The organism is Noviherbaspirillum pedocola, assembly GCF_016632335.1.
Lineage (GTDB): Bacteria > Pseudomonadota > Gammaproteobacteria > Burkholderiales > Burkholderiaceae_D > Noviherbaspirillum_A > Noviherbaspirillum_A pedocola.
Map to the genome: position 1 here is coordinate 36,758 of NZ_JAEPBG010000009.1, position 12,129 is coordinate 48,886.

General features: G+C 58.4%; 15 protein-coding genes. 9 read left to right on the plus strand and 6 right to left on the minus strand.

All coding sequences use genetic code 11. The features are described 5' to 3' along the window. Window positions 1-333: 333 nt before the first annotated feature. Window positions 334-642, minus strand: coding sequence for a superinfection immunity protein (locus tag JJB74_RS19450; protein WP_200594615.1), 309 nt, complete (start codon window positions 640-642; stop codon window positions 334-336). Window positions 643-1,119: 477 nt separating this feature from the next. After that, the gene (locus JJB74_RS19455; protein ID WP_200594616.1) at window positions 1,120-1,728 is read right to left on the minus strand and encodes a response regulator; all 609 of its coding nucleotides are present in this window, start codon (window positions 1,726-1,728) and stop codon (window positions 1,120-1,122) included. A gap of 360 nt (window positions 1,729-2,088) precedes the next feature. On the opposite strand from JJB74_RS19455, the gene JJB74_RS19460 reads away from it, so the two are divergent. Continuing rightward, the gene (locus JJB74_RS19460) at window positions 2,089-2,463 is read left to right on the plus strand and encodes a helix-turn-helix transcriptional regulator (RefSeq protein ID WP_200594618.1); all 375 of its coding nucleotides are present in this window, start codon (window positions 2,089-2,091) and stop codon (window positions 2,461-2,463) included. A 27-nt stretch (window positions 2,464-2,490) separates the two neighbouring features. Here the strand turns inward: JJB74_RS19460 and JJB74_RS19465 are convergent, their stop codons facing one another. Together JJB74_RS19465 and JJB74_RS19470 are read right to left on the minus strand one after the other, a co-directional pair. Continuing rightward, window positions 2,491-3,825, minus strand: coding sequence for a DEAD/DEAH box helicase (locus tag JJB74_RS19465; RefSeq protein ID WP_200594620.1), 1,335 nt, complete (start codon window positions 3,823-3,825; stop codon window positions 2,491-2,493). A gap of 151 nt (window positions 3,826-3,976) precedes the next feature. Continuing rightward, the gene (locus JJB74_RS19470; RefSeq protein WP_234484319.1) at window positions 3,977-4,771 is read right to left on the minus strand and encodes an inositol monophosphatase family protein; all 795 of its coding nucleotides are present in this window, start codon (window positions 4,769-4,771) and stop codon (window positions 3,977-3,979) included. Between the two features lie 119 nt (window positions 4,772-4,890). On the opposite strand from JJB74_RS19470, the gene JJB74_RS19475 reads away from it, so the two are divergent. Beyond that, window positions 4,891-5,694, plus strand: a complete 804-nt coding sequence (locus JJB74_RS19475; protein WP_200594622.1) for an RNA methyltransferase — start codon at window positions 4,891-4,893, stop codon at window positions 5,692-5,694. A 97-nt stretch (window positions 5,695-5,791) separates the two neighbouring features. On the opposite strand, the gene lexA is transcribed toward JJB74_RS19475, so the two are convergent. Then, the gene (lexA, locus tag JJB74_RS19480; protein WP_200594624.1) at window positions 5,792-6,475 is read right to left on the minus strand and encodes a transcriptional repressor LexA; all 684 of its coding nucleotides are present in this window, start codon (window positions 6,473-6,475) and stop codon (window positions 5,792-5,794) included. A gap of 269 nt (window positions 6,476-6,744) precedes the next feature. Here lexA and rpsF point away from each other — a divergent pair, with 269 nt between their 5' ends. From rpsF to rplI, 4 genes are read left to right on the plus strand one after another with little or no spacing between them, the layout of a single operon-like run. Further along, window positions 6,745-7,113, plus strand: a complete 369-nt coding sequence (gene rpsF, locus JJB74_RS19485; protein ID WP_200594626.1) for a 30S ribosomal protein S6 — start codon at window positions 6,745-6,747, stop codon at window positions 7,111-7,113. 21 nt (window positions 7,114-7,134) lie between these two features. After that, window positions 7,135-7,449 (plus strand): primosomal replication protein N, encoded by a 315-nt coding sequence (priB, locus tag JJB74_RS19490; protein WP_200594628.1) that lies wholly within the window; start codon window positions 7,135-7,137, stop codon window positions 7,447-7,449. Window positions 7,450-7,451: 2 nt separating this feature from the next. Further along, a complete protein-coding gene (gene rpsR / locus JJB74_RS19495; protein WP_194713504.1) occupies window positions 7,452-7,736 on the plus strand; it encodes a 30S ribosomal protein S18 in 285 nt (94 codons plus the stop codon). Between the two features lie 25 nt (window positions 7,737-7,761). Beyond that, window positions 7,762-8,214, plus strand: coding sequence for a 50S ribosomal protein L9 (gene rplI, locus JJB74_RS19500; RefSeq protein WP_200594630.1), 453 nt, complete (start codon window positions 7,762-7,764; stop codon window positions 8,212-8,214). Between the two features lie 72 nt (window positions 8,215-8,286). Here rplI and JJB74_RS19505 read toward each other — a convergent pair whose 3' ends face one another. Next, window positions 8,287-8,901: a MarR family winged helix-turn-helix transcriptional regulator gene (locus tag JJB74_RS19505; protein WP_200594632.1), complete on the minus strand. Its 615-nt coding sequence runs from the start codon at window positions 8,899-8,901 to the stop codon at window positions 8,287-8,289. Here JJB74_RS19505 and JJB74_RS19510 point away from each other — a divergent pair. The 3 genes from JJB74_RS19510 (at window position 8,878) to JJB74_RS19520 (ending at window position 12,080) form a co-directional block, all read left to right on the plus strand. Continuing rightward, window positions 8,878-10,263 (plus strand): replicative DNA helicase, encoded by a 1,386-nt coding sequence (locus JJB74_RS19510; protein ID WP_200594635.1) that lies wholly within the window; start codon window positions 8,878-8,880, stop codon window positions 10,261-10,263. The genes JJB74_RS19505 and JJB74_RS19510 overlap by 24 nt on opposite strands. Before the next feature lie 56 nt (window positions 10,264-10,319). After that, entirely contained in the window at window positions 10,320-10,946 is a 627-nt protein-coding gene (locus JJB74_RS19515; protein WP_200594637.1) for a DUF47 domain-containing protein, read from the plus strand. A gap of 126 nt (window positions 10,947-11,072) precedes the next feature. Then, window positions 11,073-12,080 (plus strand): inorganic phosphate transporter, encoded by a 1,008-nt coding sequence (locus tag JJB74_RS19520; protein WP_200594639.1) that lies wholly within the window; start codon window positions 11,073-11,075, stop codon window positions 12,078-12,080. Window positions 12,081-12,129: the final 49 nt, after the last annotated feature.

Here is a 12,129-nt window from a genome sequence, read left to right on the forward strand (position 1 = left end):
CGGCCTACACGCTCAGCAACCCCTTGGCCAACACAGCCCGGGGGTTTTTGTTTTCAGTTGGGCGGAATATCCCCCGGTATTGCGCCCCGTACGATTTCCCCGAAAACCGGCGACGCTTCGCCAATCAGCTCGCGCGCCTCATGCGGCGACGTCGCTGCCGCAATGCTTGCACTTGATAGCGGCGGCGAGAATCTCTTCAGCACAGAACCTGCAGGTCTTCGTCTCGCGCACTGGTTTCGGCGCAGGTTGTTCCACCCCCACGGGCGACGACGCAGTTTTGGACAGCACTACGGTGGGCTCCGGCTTTTTGTGCGCCCAGACGATAGCCACAACCTACCCTAAAATGGACCAGCCAAGAAAGATGTTGACCAAGGCGATTGCGTTCACATTCGGCTGTTGGTTCTTCCAGGCTTCATACGTCGGCAGGAAGTAGAGCGCGGGCGCCGTGAAGAAGAAGGATATCGACATGAGCTTGCCGAAGCCGTTGAGCTGGTATTCAGGGGTAGTGCCCATCGCAAAACCGTAGGCCACCAAAAACATTAGAACGAGCACGCGCACGAGTACCACAGCGTCCCCTTTTGTTGTAATTTTGTAATTGTTGTAGGTTACGCAATGCGCAAGGGGATGTCCAGCGAGTAACATGCACGCGGCTTTCGTCGGCCGCATCTTGGCCAACATGAAGGTTGAAAGAATGCTACCGCAGTGCTAACAAACGTCCAAAAAAGCCATTTTTTTCAGGTTGGCGCGGAAATCTGGAAAAAATCTGGAAAAAATATAAAAAACGATTTATACGTTACTAAGTAAGCCATTGAATTTACAGTATAATATTTGAATGCTGCGGGCGGAAGCATATGATGCTGCATCATCGGCGTGTGCTTTGGATCGGGGGCGGGCGGGGAGTCTTGTCTGGTTCCAACAAGCATTGCGAGGTCCGGGCTACGGTGAATGGAAGCGAATGAGGCCTGGATATGGCCACAATGAAAACCCGCTATCGTAACATTCCGCCGTAGCTGGCAGGCAGCATTGGTGAATCCGGGTCCGGTTTCAGTCGACGTCGCTGGACGTGAAGCCGAAGTGCTGGACGCGCGGTGCGCTGTAAAGGGAAAAGCTCAGCCGAGCTCAGTTACCGTGCGCATGCATGCTCTTGAGCTTTTGCGCATGGCAAGCCCGCAGATAACCGCGCAATTCGTCATAGGCGATCGGTTTCGGGAGGTAGGTCACGCCTGCCGGCAGGCCGCCGCGCCGTTCCAGGTCCTCAAACTCTAGGCTGGTGATCACTGCAATCTGCACGTCTGCAAGCTCCGGATAGGACAACACGGTTTGCATAACCTCATAACCGTCGATGCCCTGCATCACGATATCGAGCAGCAGCACATCAGGCTTGTCCTTGGCAATGTCGACCAGCGCCTTGTAACCGCTGTCGCACAAGTGTACCCGTACCGGGAAATTCCACGATCCGACCTGAGCTTCGTAGATACCGCGCTGCAGCGGATTGTCTTCCACGATCATGACAACCAGGCGTTCCTCTCGCTCAGCAGCGGCAGCATGCGGCGAATCGCCTTGCGAAGATGCCTTGAATGCATGGATCGCAGTCACCGGTATGCGCCGGTGCCCGCCCTTGGTTTTCCACGCCTCAATTTCGCCTGATTCCACCAATTGCTGCACTGAAGTGACAGATATGCCCAGCAAGGCCGCTGCTTGCTGCGTGGTGCAAACTTCAGCAGACATAAAAATCCTTTTTCATTTTTTGCGATTTTGCTTGAAAAACACAGATATGTCAAATTTATTGTGAATTTTGATTTTCTGTCATATGATGTGATTCCAATAGTCAATTAACCCATACAAATGGTTACGGCGCTCTGCTCGCGATTGCGGACATTGCCCTGGATGAAGTGGGTTGATTGAATCACGCACGGTTCTCGACTTCTCTTTCCGTGCTGCGTGCGGCAAATATGCCGGGCAAGCTGAGTAAGTAAGAAGAGAGGGAATGATGTTCAAAGTAGCGCGCACCGGCCGCCTGTTACGGCAGGACGATTGCGCTGCAAAGAAGATCGTGTCTACCGAAAACGATTTCGAAACAAGGGAATCATGAAACAGAAGGAAACACCGATGAGCAAGGACATTTCCACCATCACCTCCGCTGCCGACTGCAACCATGGAGCGATGCTCGACATCCTCATGGAAAACCTGAACGTAACCAGCGATGCGGCATTGTCACGCAAGCTGATGGTTCCGCCGCCGGTGATCAGCAAGCTCAGAAATAACAAAATCGGTTTTTCTGCAGGACTTTTGGTGCGGATTCATGATGTGACGGGTTTGCCCATCAATTCGGTGCGGTCGATGCTCGGTCTGCCGACGCCTATGCCGCGCGAAGGCCGTACCTTGAAAAATGTGGTTTACAGTCCGATCGCTCCCACGCCGGTGCGTAAGAAGCGCAGCGCCCGCGCCGCCCGCGCCGCCTGAGCGGCGCTTGGGCAAGATCGTTTTTTCTCAGGCGGACTTGCGGTTCCGGCTGTCGCGTGAAGCCGGCGCTGCCGAACTTGTCTGCGAACGATTGCGGGAGTGATTGCGTGGCGCGTTCTGGCGCGGCTGTGCGGACGGATTGGCTTGAGGGCGCCGTTGCTGCGTGCGTCCTCCGCCACCGCCGTTGCCGCTGCGCAGCTGTATCGGCTGCGGCTTCGCGCTCAGGTCCGGCTCGAAACCCGGAATCACTTCCCGCGGCAGCTCGCGCTTGATCAGGCGCTCAATGTCCCTGAGCATCAGATGCTCGTCCACGCAGACCAGCGACACGGCTTCACCCGTTGCCCCGGCGCGGCCGGTGCGGCCAATGCGATGTACATAATCCTCCGGCACGTTAGGCAGGTCGTAATTCACGACATGCGGCAGTTGGTCAATGTCGATGCCGCGCGCGGCGATATCGGTCGCCACCAGCACCTGCAGACTTCCATCCTTGAATTCGGCCAACGCGCGCGTGCGCGCCGACTGGCTCTTGTTGCCATGAATGGCCATGCCACTGATGCCATCCTTCGCCAGTTGCTCGACCAGACGATTTGCCCCGTGCTTGGTCCGGGTAAAAACCAGCACCTGCTGCCAATTGTTCGTCTTGATCAGATGCGCCAGCAGCGGATGCTTGCGGTCACGGTCGACCGGGTGAATCTTCTGGGCGACGACTTCGGCGGTGGAATTGCGGCGCGCTACTTCGATGGTTGCCGGTGAATTCAACAGGTTGTCGGCAAGGGCACGGATCTCATCGGCAAATGTTGCCGAGAACAGCAAGTTCTGGCGCTTGGGCGGCAGGGCCTGCAGCACCTTGCGAATATCACGGATGAAGCCCATGTCCAGCATGCGATCCGCTTCGTCGAGAACCAGGATTTCGATGCGTGACAAGTCGACCGTCCCTTGCTGCATATGGTCGAGCAGGCGGCCGGGAGTCGCTACCAGGATATCCACGCCTTGCTGCAGGATCTTGATCTGCGGATGGATGCCGACGCCGCCGAAAATCACCGCCGAAGTCAGCTTCAGATACTTGCCGTAAGTCCGCACGCTTTCTTCCACCTGCGCGGCAAGCTCGCGCGTCGGCGCAAGTATCAGTGCACGGATGGCGCGCCGTGCACCGCTCTTGACGGGCAGAGCGGACAGACGCTGCAGGATCGGCAGGGTAAAACCAGCGGTTTTGCCGGTGCCGGTTTGGGCGCCGGCAAGCAGGTCGCCGCCAGCGAGCACTGCGGGAATCGCCTGTTTCTGGATAGGCGTAGGAGTTGTGTAACCTTGTTCGGTAACTGCTCGCACAATGGCTTCGGACAAGCCGAGTTCTTGAAATGACATAAACCTCAATCGGAATGAGCGGTTCGTCCACGCGCATCGCGCGGGTCGAAAGAATTGGTATAGGGAGTGCCGAGAGCGGGAAGTCGCACCGGCGACGGGATGCGGAGTATAACAGCCGCCTTCGGTTCGTGGCGGCTGCAGTGCACGCGCTTTAACGGGCGAACGGAGACAGCTGTGCAACCATCTGAGCGAAAATCTTGGGATTCCCAGCCAGCACATCGCCCTTGTACAGATAATCGGACTCCCCGGCGAAGGTGCCGACGATGCCGCCGGCTTCACTGATCAGCAGAGAGCCAGCCGCCACGTCCCAGGGTTTCAGATTCTTTTCGAAGAAGCCGTCGAAGCGGCCGCATGCGACATAGGCCAAATCCAGCGCGGCCGAGCCGGGGCGGCGCAGGCCGGCGGTCTTTTCCGTCATCAGACGGAACATCTTCAGGTATTCATCCAGCGCTTCCAGGTTCGAGTACGGAAAGCCGGTGCCGACCAGCGCGTCGGACAGCTTGTCGCGGCGGCTGACGCGAATGCGCTTTTCATTCAGGAATGCGCCTGCGCCACGGGTGGCGGTAAACAGGTCGTTGCGGCTCGGATCGTAAACCACGGCCTGCGTGATCTGCCCGCGCTGCTGCAGCGCGATCGAAATGCAGTATTGCGGGAAACCGTGGATGAAATTCGTGGTGCCGTCGAGCGGATCGATGATCCACACATTTTCGTTGTCATCATGCAGATTGGCCGATGCGCCGGATTCCTCAGCCAGAATCGCGTGGTCCGGATAGGCGCCGCGCAGCACCTCGATGATCGCTGCCTCTGCCGCGTGATCGACTTCGGTCACGAAATCGTTGTGCTTCTTCTCCGACACCTGGAGACGGTCGAGATCGAAGGAAGCGCGATTGATGATGGCGGAGGCGCGGCGGGCGGCTTTGACCGCCGTGTTGATCATGGGATGCATAAAGGTTCCGTTAGAATGGCGAATCCCTTGCCTGGCAATGGACCGCATGTAGAGTCTTGGCGCGGCAGCCGGAACAGGTTGGGAGCCTACGTTCGCGCTGCGCAAGCGCGCTATTTTAAATGAAGCTGTCTGTATCCAGTATGTCTCTTTTCCACCGCGTTCGATTTGTGCTGGTCGAAACCAGTCGGCCGGGCAACGTCGGCGCTGCAGCGCGGGCTCTGAAAACCATGGGATTTTCCGAGTTGTTCCTGGTCGCTCCGCGTGACCCCGACCCCCGGTCTCATGAGGAAGCGCTGGCATTCGCCAGCGGCGCCACCGACGTTTTGGCGCGCGCGCGCATCGTCAGTACTGTCGACGAGGCGTTGGCCGGCTGCAATTTTGCCGCTGCAGTCAGCGCGCGCCTGCGCGAATATTCCCCGCCGGTGACGACGCCGCGCGATTTCACGGCCCAGCTTGCCGCCGATGCGAAACTGACAGCGGCAATCATCTTCGGAAATGAACGCTTCGGTTTGCCGAACGAGCTGGTCGCACGCTGCAACGTGCTGATCAATATTCCGGCCAATCCCGACTATTCATCGCTGAACCTGGCTCAGGCAGTGCAGGTGCTGGCCTACGAGTGTCGCTTGGCCACGGTCGGAAATGCGCTGCCGGAAACAGCCATCGGATTCAAGGGCGTGTCGGCGGACGTCGACCAGGTCGAAGGCATGTATGCCCATCTCGAACAGGCGTTGGTTGCGCTGGGATTTCTGGATCCGAGCAATCCGAAGAAGTTGATGCCGCGTTTGAAGCGCATGTTCTCCAGGGCTGGATTGGAAGTCGAAGAAGTCAATATCCTGCGCGGCATCGCGCGGCAGATTCTGGACGCGCATCCTGCAAACCCGGACGCGGTCATGGATGCTAAGCGCAAGCAGGGAGAAGAGTAAGAGCAGTGCCAGGGAGTGGACAGCTGCGCCGCGCCAGAATGGCTGGCGCGGCTTTCAATTTCCCGGACCCGGATGAAGCCGGGCCGGCATGCAATGATTAATTCCAGGAGCGCAAGAGTCCGACCGCCAGCCCTTCAAGCGCGAATTCATCGCGCCCGGCTTCAACGCGTATCGGTTCGAAGTCGGGATTTTCAGGCAGCAACTCGATCAGCGAGCCCGACCTCTGATAACGCTTGACCGTGACTTCATCGCCAAGACGTGCCACCACGATCTGTCCATTCTTGGCGCTATCCGCCTTTTTCACGGCAAGCAAATCACCATCCATGATGCCGGCATCGCGCATCGACATGCCCCGCACCTTCAGCAGGTAATCGGGACGGCTTTTAAATAGAGTCGGATCGACGGTGTACTGCGCATCGATATGCTCCTGCGCGAGAATCGGCGACCCAGCGGCGACTCGGCCTACCAGCGGCAGCGTCATCTGCATCGCCCCGGGATGCATGATCGGATGCGCGTCGGGGTTGTCCTTCAGCAGAGTGTGTGCATGGGAGTGCGAGCGGGAAGCGAAAGAATCTCGCAGACGAATTCCGCGCGAGGTACCAGGAAAAATTTCGATGGCGCCCTTGCGCGCAAGCGCCTGCAGATGTTCTTCCGCAGCATTGGCGGAACGGAAACCAAGCTCCTTGGCGATTTCGGCACGCGTGGGAGGGAAGCCCGTCTTTTCGATGGCATCCCGGATCAACCTGAGGATTTGCTCCTGGCGGGCAGTGAGTTTGAGCATGAAATGCACCTTGATTTAAGGGCGTCAGGGAAGCTGAACGACGATGATCGACAATGTGTCTGGGAAAAGTCGCCTGTATTTTTATACAGTGAACGCTGAAAAGCAAGACAATTGACATCAGAATTTAATCGGTCATCGAAAAGTCCGTACGGAATCGATTAAAGCTTGAGCCGCAGTTGCGTTTCGCGTATGATCGCGGGTTTTCCTCTTCCCACACCCGTCCTGACGCCGGGGTGGGCGATTTGTTAATCCGTCCAAAAGGAGTTTGCATGCGTCACTATGAAATCGTTTTCATCGTCCATCCGGACCAGAGCGAGCAGGTCCCGGCGATGATCGAGCGCTACAAGGGCATCGTCACCAGCCGCGGCGGCAAGGTTCACCGCGTTGAAGACTGGGGTCGTCGCCAGATGGCCTACATGATCCAGAAGCTCGCCAAGGCGCACTACGTCTGCCTGAACATCGAATGCGACAGCGAAACGCTGGCGGAAATCGAAACCGGCTTCAAGTTCAACGACGCCGTCCTGCGCCACCTGACCGTCAAGATGAAGCGCGCCGAAACCAATCCTTCCCCGATGATGAAAGCGGTGCAGAAGGAAGACGCCGCGAAGACCCATCGCGCGGAAGCTTCGGCCAGCTAAGACGGGGGCACAGCCCTTAGCGTGAATCAGTTTCAGTTCGTTGCGACCATTGCCGAGCGCGAAGTCTTGCGCTACACCCCGGCAGGAATCCCGATCGTTTCAGCCCGGCTGCAGCATGTTTCGCAGCAGACCGAGGCGAGAATCGAAAGACAGGTAGAGTTTGAAATTCCCGCGATCGCCGCGGGCGAGATTTCCGGCAGATTCAACCATGCCGATCTCGGCGGCATCTACCGCTTCTCCGGTTTCCTGGCGCGCAAGAATCGCAACAGTAAAAGCCTCGTTTTTCATGTCACTGATTTCGAGGCGTACACCAAACAGACAGATACAGGAGCCTGAACATGGCATTCGGTAAAAAATTCGACAAGAGCAAACTCAAGGAAAAGCGCAAGCAGCAGAACCCGCTGTTCAAGCGCAAGAAATTCTGCCGCTTCACCGCCGCCAAGGTTGAGCAGGTTGACTACAAGGACGTCGACACCCTGAAGGACTTCGTCCAGGAAAACGGCAAAATCATGCCGGCTCGCCTGACCGGCACCCGCGCTCACTACCAGCGCCAGGTTGACACCGCGATCAAGCGCGCCCGTTATCTCGCGCTGCTGCCGTACACCGACCTGCACAACGCGTAAGCGGCGACTGAACTAGGAGAAAAACATGCAAGTCATTCTGTTGGATAAAGTCGTCAACCTGGGCAACCTGGGCGATGTGGTGAAAGTCAAGGACGGTTATGCACGTAACTTCCTGATCCCGAACAAGAAGGCCCGCCGTGCCACCGACGCTGCGATCGCTGAATTCGAAGTGCGTCGCGCCGACCTGGAAAAAGCCGCTTCCGAGCGCCTGTCCGCTGCCCAGGCGCAAGGCGAGAAGCTGAACGGTCTGACCGTTCAGATTTCGCAGAAAGCCGGCGTTGATGGTCGCCTGTTCGGTTCCGTTACCAATGCCGACATCGCCGAAGCGCTGACGAAGCAGGGCTTCCCGGTCGAGAAAGCGCAGGTTCGCCTGCCGCAAGGTCCGCTGAAGGTTGTTGGCGATCATCCGGTCACGGTCTCGCTGCACACCGATGTCCTGTCCGACGTCACGGTTTCCGTGCTCGGCGAACACGCGTAATAAAGCCTTTCTGGCGAATAAAAAACCGGGAAATTTCCCGGTTTTTTTTCGTCCATCGGCTTTCTGACCGCCTTATGTGTTGCTGATCATTCTGCGCAGAAAGCTCTTGAACTGGTCGATTTCTTCCGGGCTGAAGCCGCGCAGGTGATGGTTGAGCGCATCGATTGCCACGCGAGTCATTTGATCGGCCTGTGACTTGCCCTTTTCGGTGAGACTGACTTCAATGACGCGCCGATCGGCATTGCTGCGCAGGCGCCGGATGAAACCTTTTTCCTCAAGACGGTCGAGCGCGCGCGTCATCGCGCCGGTATCAATCACCATCTCTCGCGCCAGGTCGGCCGCCGTATTGGCATGGCCATGCAGCAGCCGCAGGAAAATGCCGAGCTGAGCATGCGTCATGTCGAATTCGGCAAGTGCTCTGTCCACGGTCGTGGTCAGTTGGCCGCCCGCGCGCTTGATCAGGTAACCGATGCTTTCATCGGGCGAGTAGGTGTCCAGGCGGTAAGCGTCGCTCATCGGTGTCGGAAGGAGAAGGGTGGCTCCCAATGTAACGAGGGGAGGCCGGGTTGGCAAGGGCGCTTGCTGGAAAAAATGCCATGAAGAAAATAATTTCGGGCGATATGCAGTGTGGCAGCAAAGATCGAGCGGGTATAATGGCGCGCCATGAATAGCCGTTCCGATCCGCAAGTCGATTCCCTCCGCATCCCGCCGCATTCCATCGAAGCAGAACAGTCCGTACTAGGCGGCTTGTTGCTCGACAATGCTGCCTGGGATCGCATCGCCGATTTTGTTTCCCAGGAAGATTTCTACCGCTACGATCACCGCATCATTTTTCAGTCCATCGTCAAGCTGATCAACGAGTCCAAGCCAGCTGACGTCATTACCGTTTATGAAGCGCTCGCTTCCACAGGCAAGGCCGAGGAAGTGGGCGGTCTGTCCTACCTGAATGCGCTGGCGCAGAACACACCGTCGGCGGCCAATATCCGGCGCTATGCCGAGATCGTCCGCGACCGTGGTGTGCTGCGCAAGCTGATTACCGTGTCTGATGAGATTTCGGGCGCCGCCTTCAATCCGCAGGGCAAGGAAGTCAAGCAGATGCTTGACGAAGCCGAAGCCAAGATTTTCGCGATTGCGGAAGAGGGCGCGCGCGGCGCCAAGGGTTTCATGGAAATCCAGCCGCTGCTGACCCAGGTGGTGGAACGCATCGACGAGCTCTACAATCGCGACAGCACCAGCGACATCACCGGCGTGCCCACCGGCTTTACCGATCTGGATCGGATGACCTCAGGCTTGCAGCCCGGCGACCTGGTCATCGTTGCCGGTCGCCCCTCGATGGGCAAGACCGCGTTCTCGATCAACATTGGCGAGAACGTGGCCATCGACAGCGGTTTGCCGGTCGCGGTGTTTTCCATGGAGATGGGCGGCGCGCAGCTCGCTATGCGTATGCTCGGCTCGGTCGGCCGTCTCGACCAGCATCGTCTGCGTACCGGCCGCCTCAATGACGAGGACTGGCCGCGGCTGACGCACGCGATCCAGAAGATGAACGACGCCCAGCTGTATATCGATGAAACACCGGCACTGTCCTCGATCGAACTGCGCGCGCGCTCGCGTCGGCTGTCACGGCAATGTGGCAAGCTCGGCCTGATCATCGTCGACTACCTGCAGCTGATGTCGGCCAACTCGGCTGGCGAGAACCGTGCAACCGAGATCTCGGAGATCTCGCGTAACCTGAAGGGTCTGGCCAAGGAGCTGAACTGCCCGGTCATTGCCTTGTCACAGTTGAACCGTTCGCTCGAGCAGCGACCGAACAAGCGCCCGGTCATGTCGGACTTGCGCGAATCGGGCGCCATCGAGCAGGACGCCGACGTGATCCTGTTCATTTATCGTGACGAAGTCTATAACCCGGATTCACCGGATAAGGGCACCGCGGAAATCATCATCGGCAAGCAGCGTAACGGTCCGATCGGCGCGGTGCGGCTGACCTTCCTTGGCCAGTTCACCAAGTTCGACAATTACACCGGCGGCTCCGCCATCTTCAGCAATGAATAAAGCCCGCAGCGAGGCAATGACGCTGCGATGAAGACAACCTTACACAACGACAAATCATGTTCGGACGCCTGATGCCCAACGAGGGCAAATTCTTCGATTATTTCAACCAGCATGCGGACCTGTGCATCAAGGGCGCGCGCGAGATGCTTGGCCTGATGTCCAACTTCGATGATCTGGAAAACCGGGCGCATGTCATCGAAGGCATCGAGAAGCAGGCCGACAAGGTCACCCACGACACCCTCGAGCTGTTGCACAAGACCTTCATCACGCCGCTGGACCGGGACGATATCCACCAGCTGATCACCCGCATGGATGACATCCTCGATCTGCTCGAGGATGCGGCGCAGACCGTCTCGCTGTACGACATCAAGGCCGTAACGCCCGAGGCCAAGCGCCTGGCCGAGCTGTGCCTGTCCTGCACCGAGAAGGTCAAGGCTGCGGTGAGCCTGCTGCACAACATGGACAATTCCCGCCAGATTCTCGAGCTGTGCCAGGAGATCGACCGGCTGGAATCGGATGCGGACCACGTGATGCGCGCCGCGATGTCCAAGCTGTTCCGCGACGAGCCGGACGTGCGCAACCTGATCAAGCTGAAGGCCATCTATGAAATTCTCGAAAGCGTGACTGACCGCTGCGAGGACGTGGCCAACATCCTCGAAGGCATCATCGTCGAGAACGCCTGAGCGTCGAAGACGGTTGCGGCCCAGCCGCAGGATTCGCTCCGGCAGTGTCTTGCATCACCCGTTCGCATGAGGCGGACGGTGTCATCCAGGGCTCTGGCGCAGGTACCCATTCATCCAACAACACACATGCATACCATCCAGATCAGCATCTACACCCTTGGGTTACTGGTCGCGCTCGCGCTGATATTCGACTTCATGAATGGCTTCCACGACGCCGCCAACGCCATTGCCACCGTAGTGTCGACCGGCGTGCTGAAACCGCAGACCGCGGTGTTGGTTGCCGCCGTGTTCAACTTCGTCGCCATCCTGGTATTTCATCTCAAGGTGGCAACCACTGTCGGCAAGGGGACCGTCGATCCGGCCATCGTTGATCATTATGTGATCTTCGGCGCGCTCGTCGGCGCCATCGTGTGGAATGTGCTGACCTGGTATTACGGCATTCCGTCCTCGTCTTCGCATGCGCTGATTGGCGGCCTGGTGGGCGCGGCCGTTGCCAAGTCCGGAACCGGCTCGCTGGTTGCCAGCGGCCTGTTCAAGACCATCCTGTTCATCGTGCTGTCGCCGCTGCTCGGCTTCGTGTTCGGCTCGATCATGATGATCCTGGTGTCCTGGATCTTCGTGAATGCCACGCCGCGTCGCATCGACCGCTGGTTTCGCCGCCTGCAGCTGCTCTCTGCTTCGATGTACAGCCTCGGTCATGGCGGCAACGATGCGCAGAAGACGATGGGCATCATCTGGATGCTGCTGATCGTGGCAGGTCAAACCGATGCCGATGCCGGCATGCCCTGGTGGGTCGTGGTCGCATGCTATACCGCGATCAGCCTCGGTACGCTGCTCGGCGGCTGGCGCATCGTCAAGACCATGGGCCAGAAGATCACCAAGCTCAAGCCGGTAGGCGGCTTCTGCGCCGAAACCGGCGGCGCGATCACGCTGTTCATGGCCACCTGGCTGGGCGTGCCGGTGTCGACTACGCACACTATCACCGGCGCGATCGTTGGCGTGGGTGCGTCGCGCAAGGTGACCGCCGTGCGCTGGGGCGTAGCCGGCAACATCGTCTGGGCATGGATCTTCACCATCCCGGCATCGGCATTCATGGCGGCGATCGCCTGGTACATCGGCACGCTCGTGCTCTGAGGCCTATCCCCGTGCGGGCGCTGCCCGCCATGCATGGAATGAAAAAAGC

Excerpts from the sequence above, each read along its gene's own strand:
- JJB74_RS19450 (WP_200594615.1), bottom strand. The coding sequence starts at position 642 with ATGTTACTCGCTGGACATCCCCTTGCGCATTGCGTAACCTACAACAAT.
- JJB74_RS19455 (WP_200594616.1), bottom strand. The coding sequence starts at position 1,728 with ATGTCTGCTGAAGTTTGCACCACGCAGCAAGCAGCGGCCTTGCTGGGC.
- JJB74_RS19460 (WP_200594618.1), top strand. The coding sequence starts at position 2,089 with ATGAAACAGAAGGAAACACCGATGAGCAAGGACATTTCCACCATCACC.
- JJB74_RS19465 (WP_200594620.1), bottom strand. The coding sequence starts at position 3,825 with ATGTCATTTCAAGAACTCGGCTTGTCCGAAGCCATTGTGCGAGCAGTT.
- JJB74_RS19470 (WP_234484319.1), bottom strand. The coding sequence starts at position 4,771 with ATGCATCCCATGATCAACACGGCGGTCAAAGCCGCCCGCCGCGCCTCC.
- JJB74_RS19475 (WP_200594622.1), top strand. The coding sequence starts at position 4,891 with ATGAAGCTGTCTGTATCCAGTATGTCTCTTTTCCACCGCGTTCGATTT.
- lexA (WP_200594624.1), bottom strand. The coding sequence starts at position 6,475 with ATGCTCAAACTCACTGCCCGCCAGGAGCAAATCCTCAGGTTGATCCGG.
- rpsF (WP_200594626.1), top strand. The coding sequence starts at position 6,745 with ATGCGTCACTATGAAATCGTTTTCATCGTCCATCCGGACCAGAGCGAG.
- rpsR (WP_194713504.1), top strand. The coding sequence starts at position 7,452 with ATGGCATTCGGTAAAAAATTCGACAAGAGCAAACTCAAGGAAAAGCGC.
- rplI (WP_200594630.1), top strand. The coding sequence starts at position 7,762 with ATGCAAGTCATTCTGTTGGATAAAGTCGTCAACCTGGGCAACCTGGGC.
- JJB74_RS19510 (WP_200594635.1), top strand. The coding sequence starts at position 8,878 with ATGAATAGCCGTTCCGATCCGCAAGTCGATTCCCTCCGCATCCCGCCG.
- JJB74_RS19515 (WP_200594637.1), top strand. The coding sequence starts at position 10,320 with ATGTTCGGACGCCTGATGCCCAACGAGGGCAAATTCTTCGATTATTTC.
- JJB74_RS19520 (WP_200594639.1), top strand. The coding sequence starts at position 11,073 with ATGCATACCATCCAGATCAGCATCTACACCCTTGGGTTACTGGTCGCG.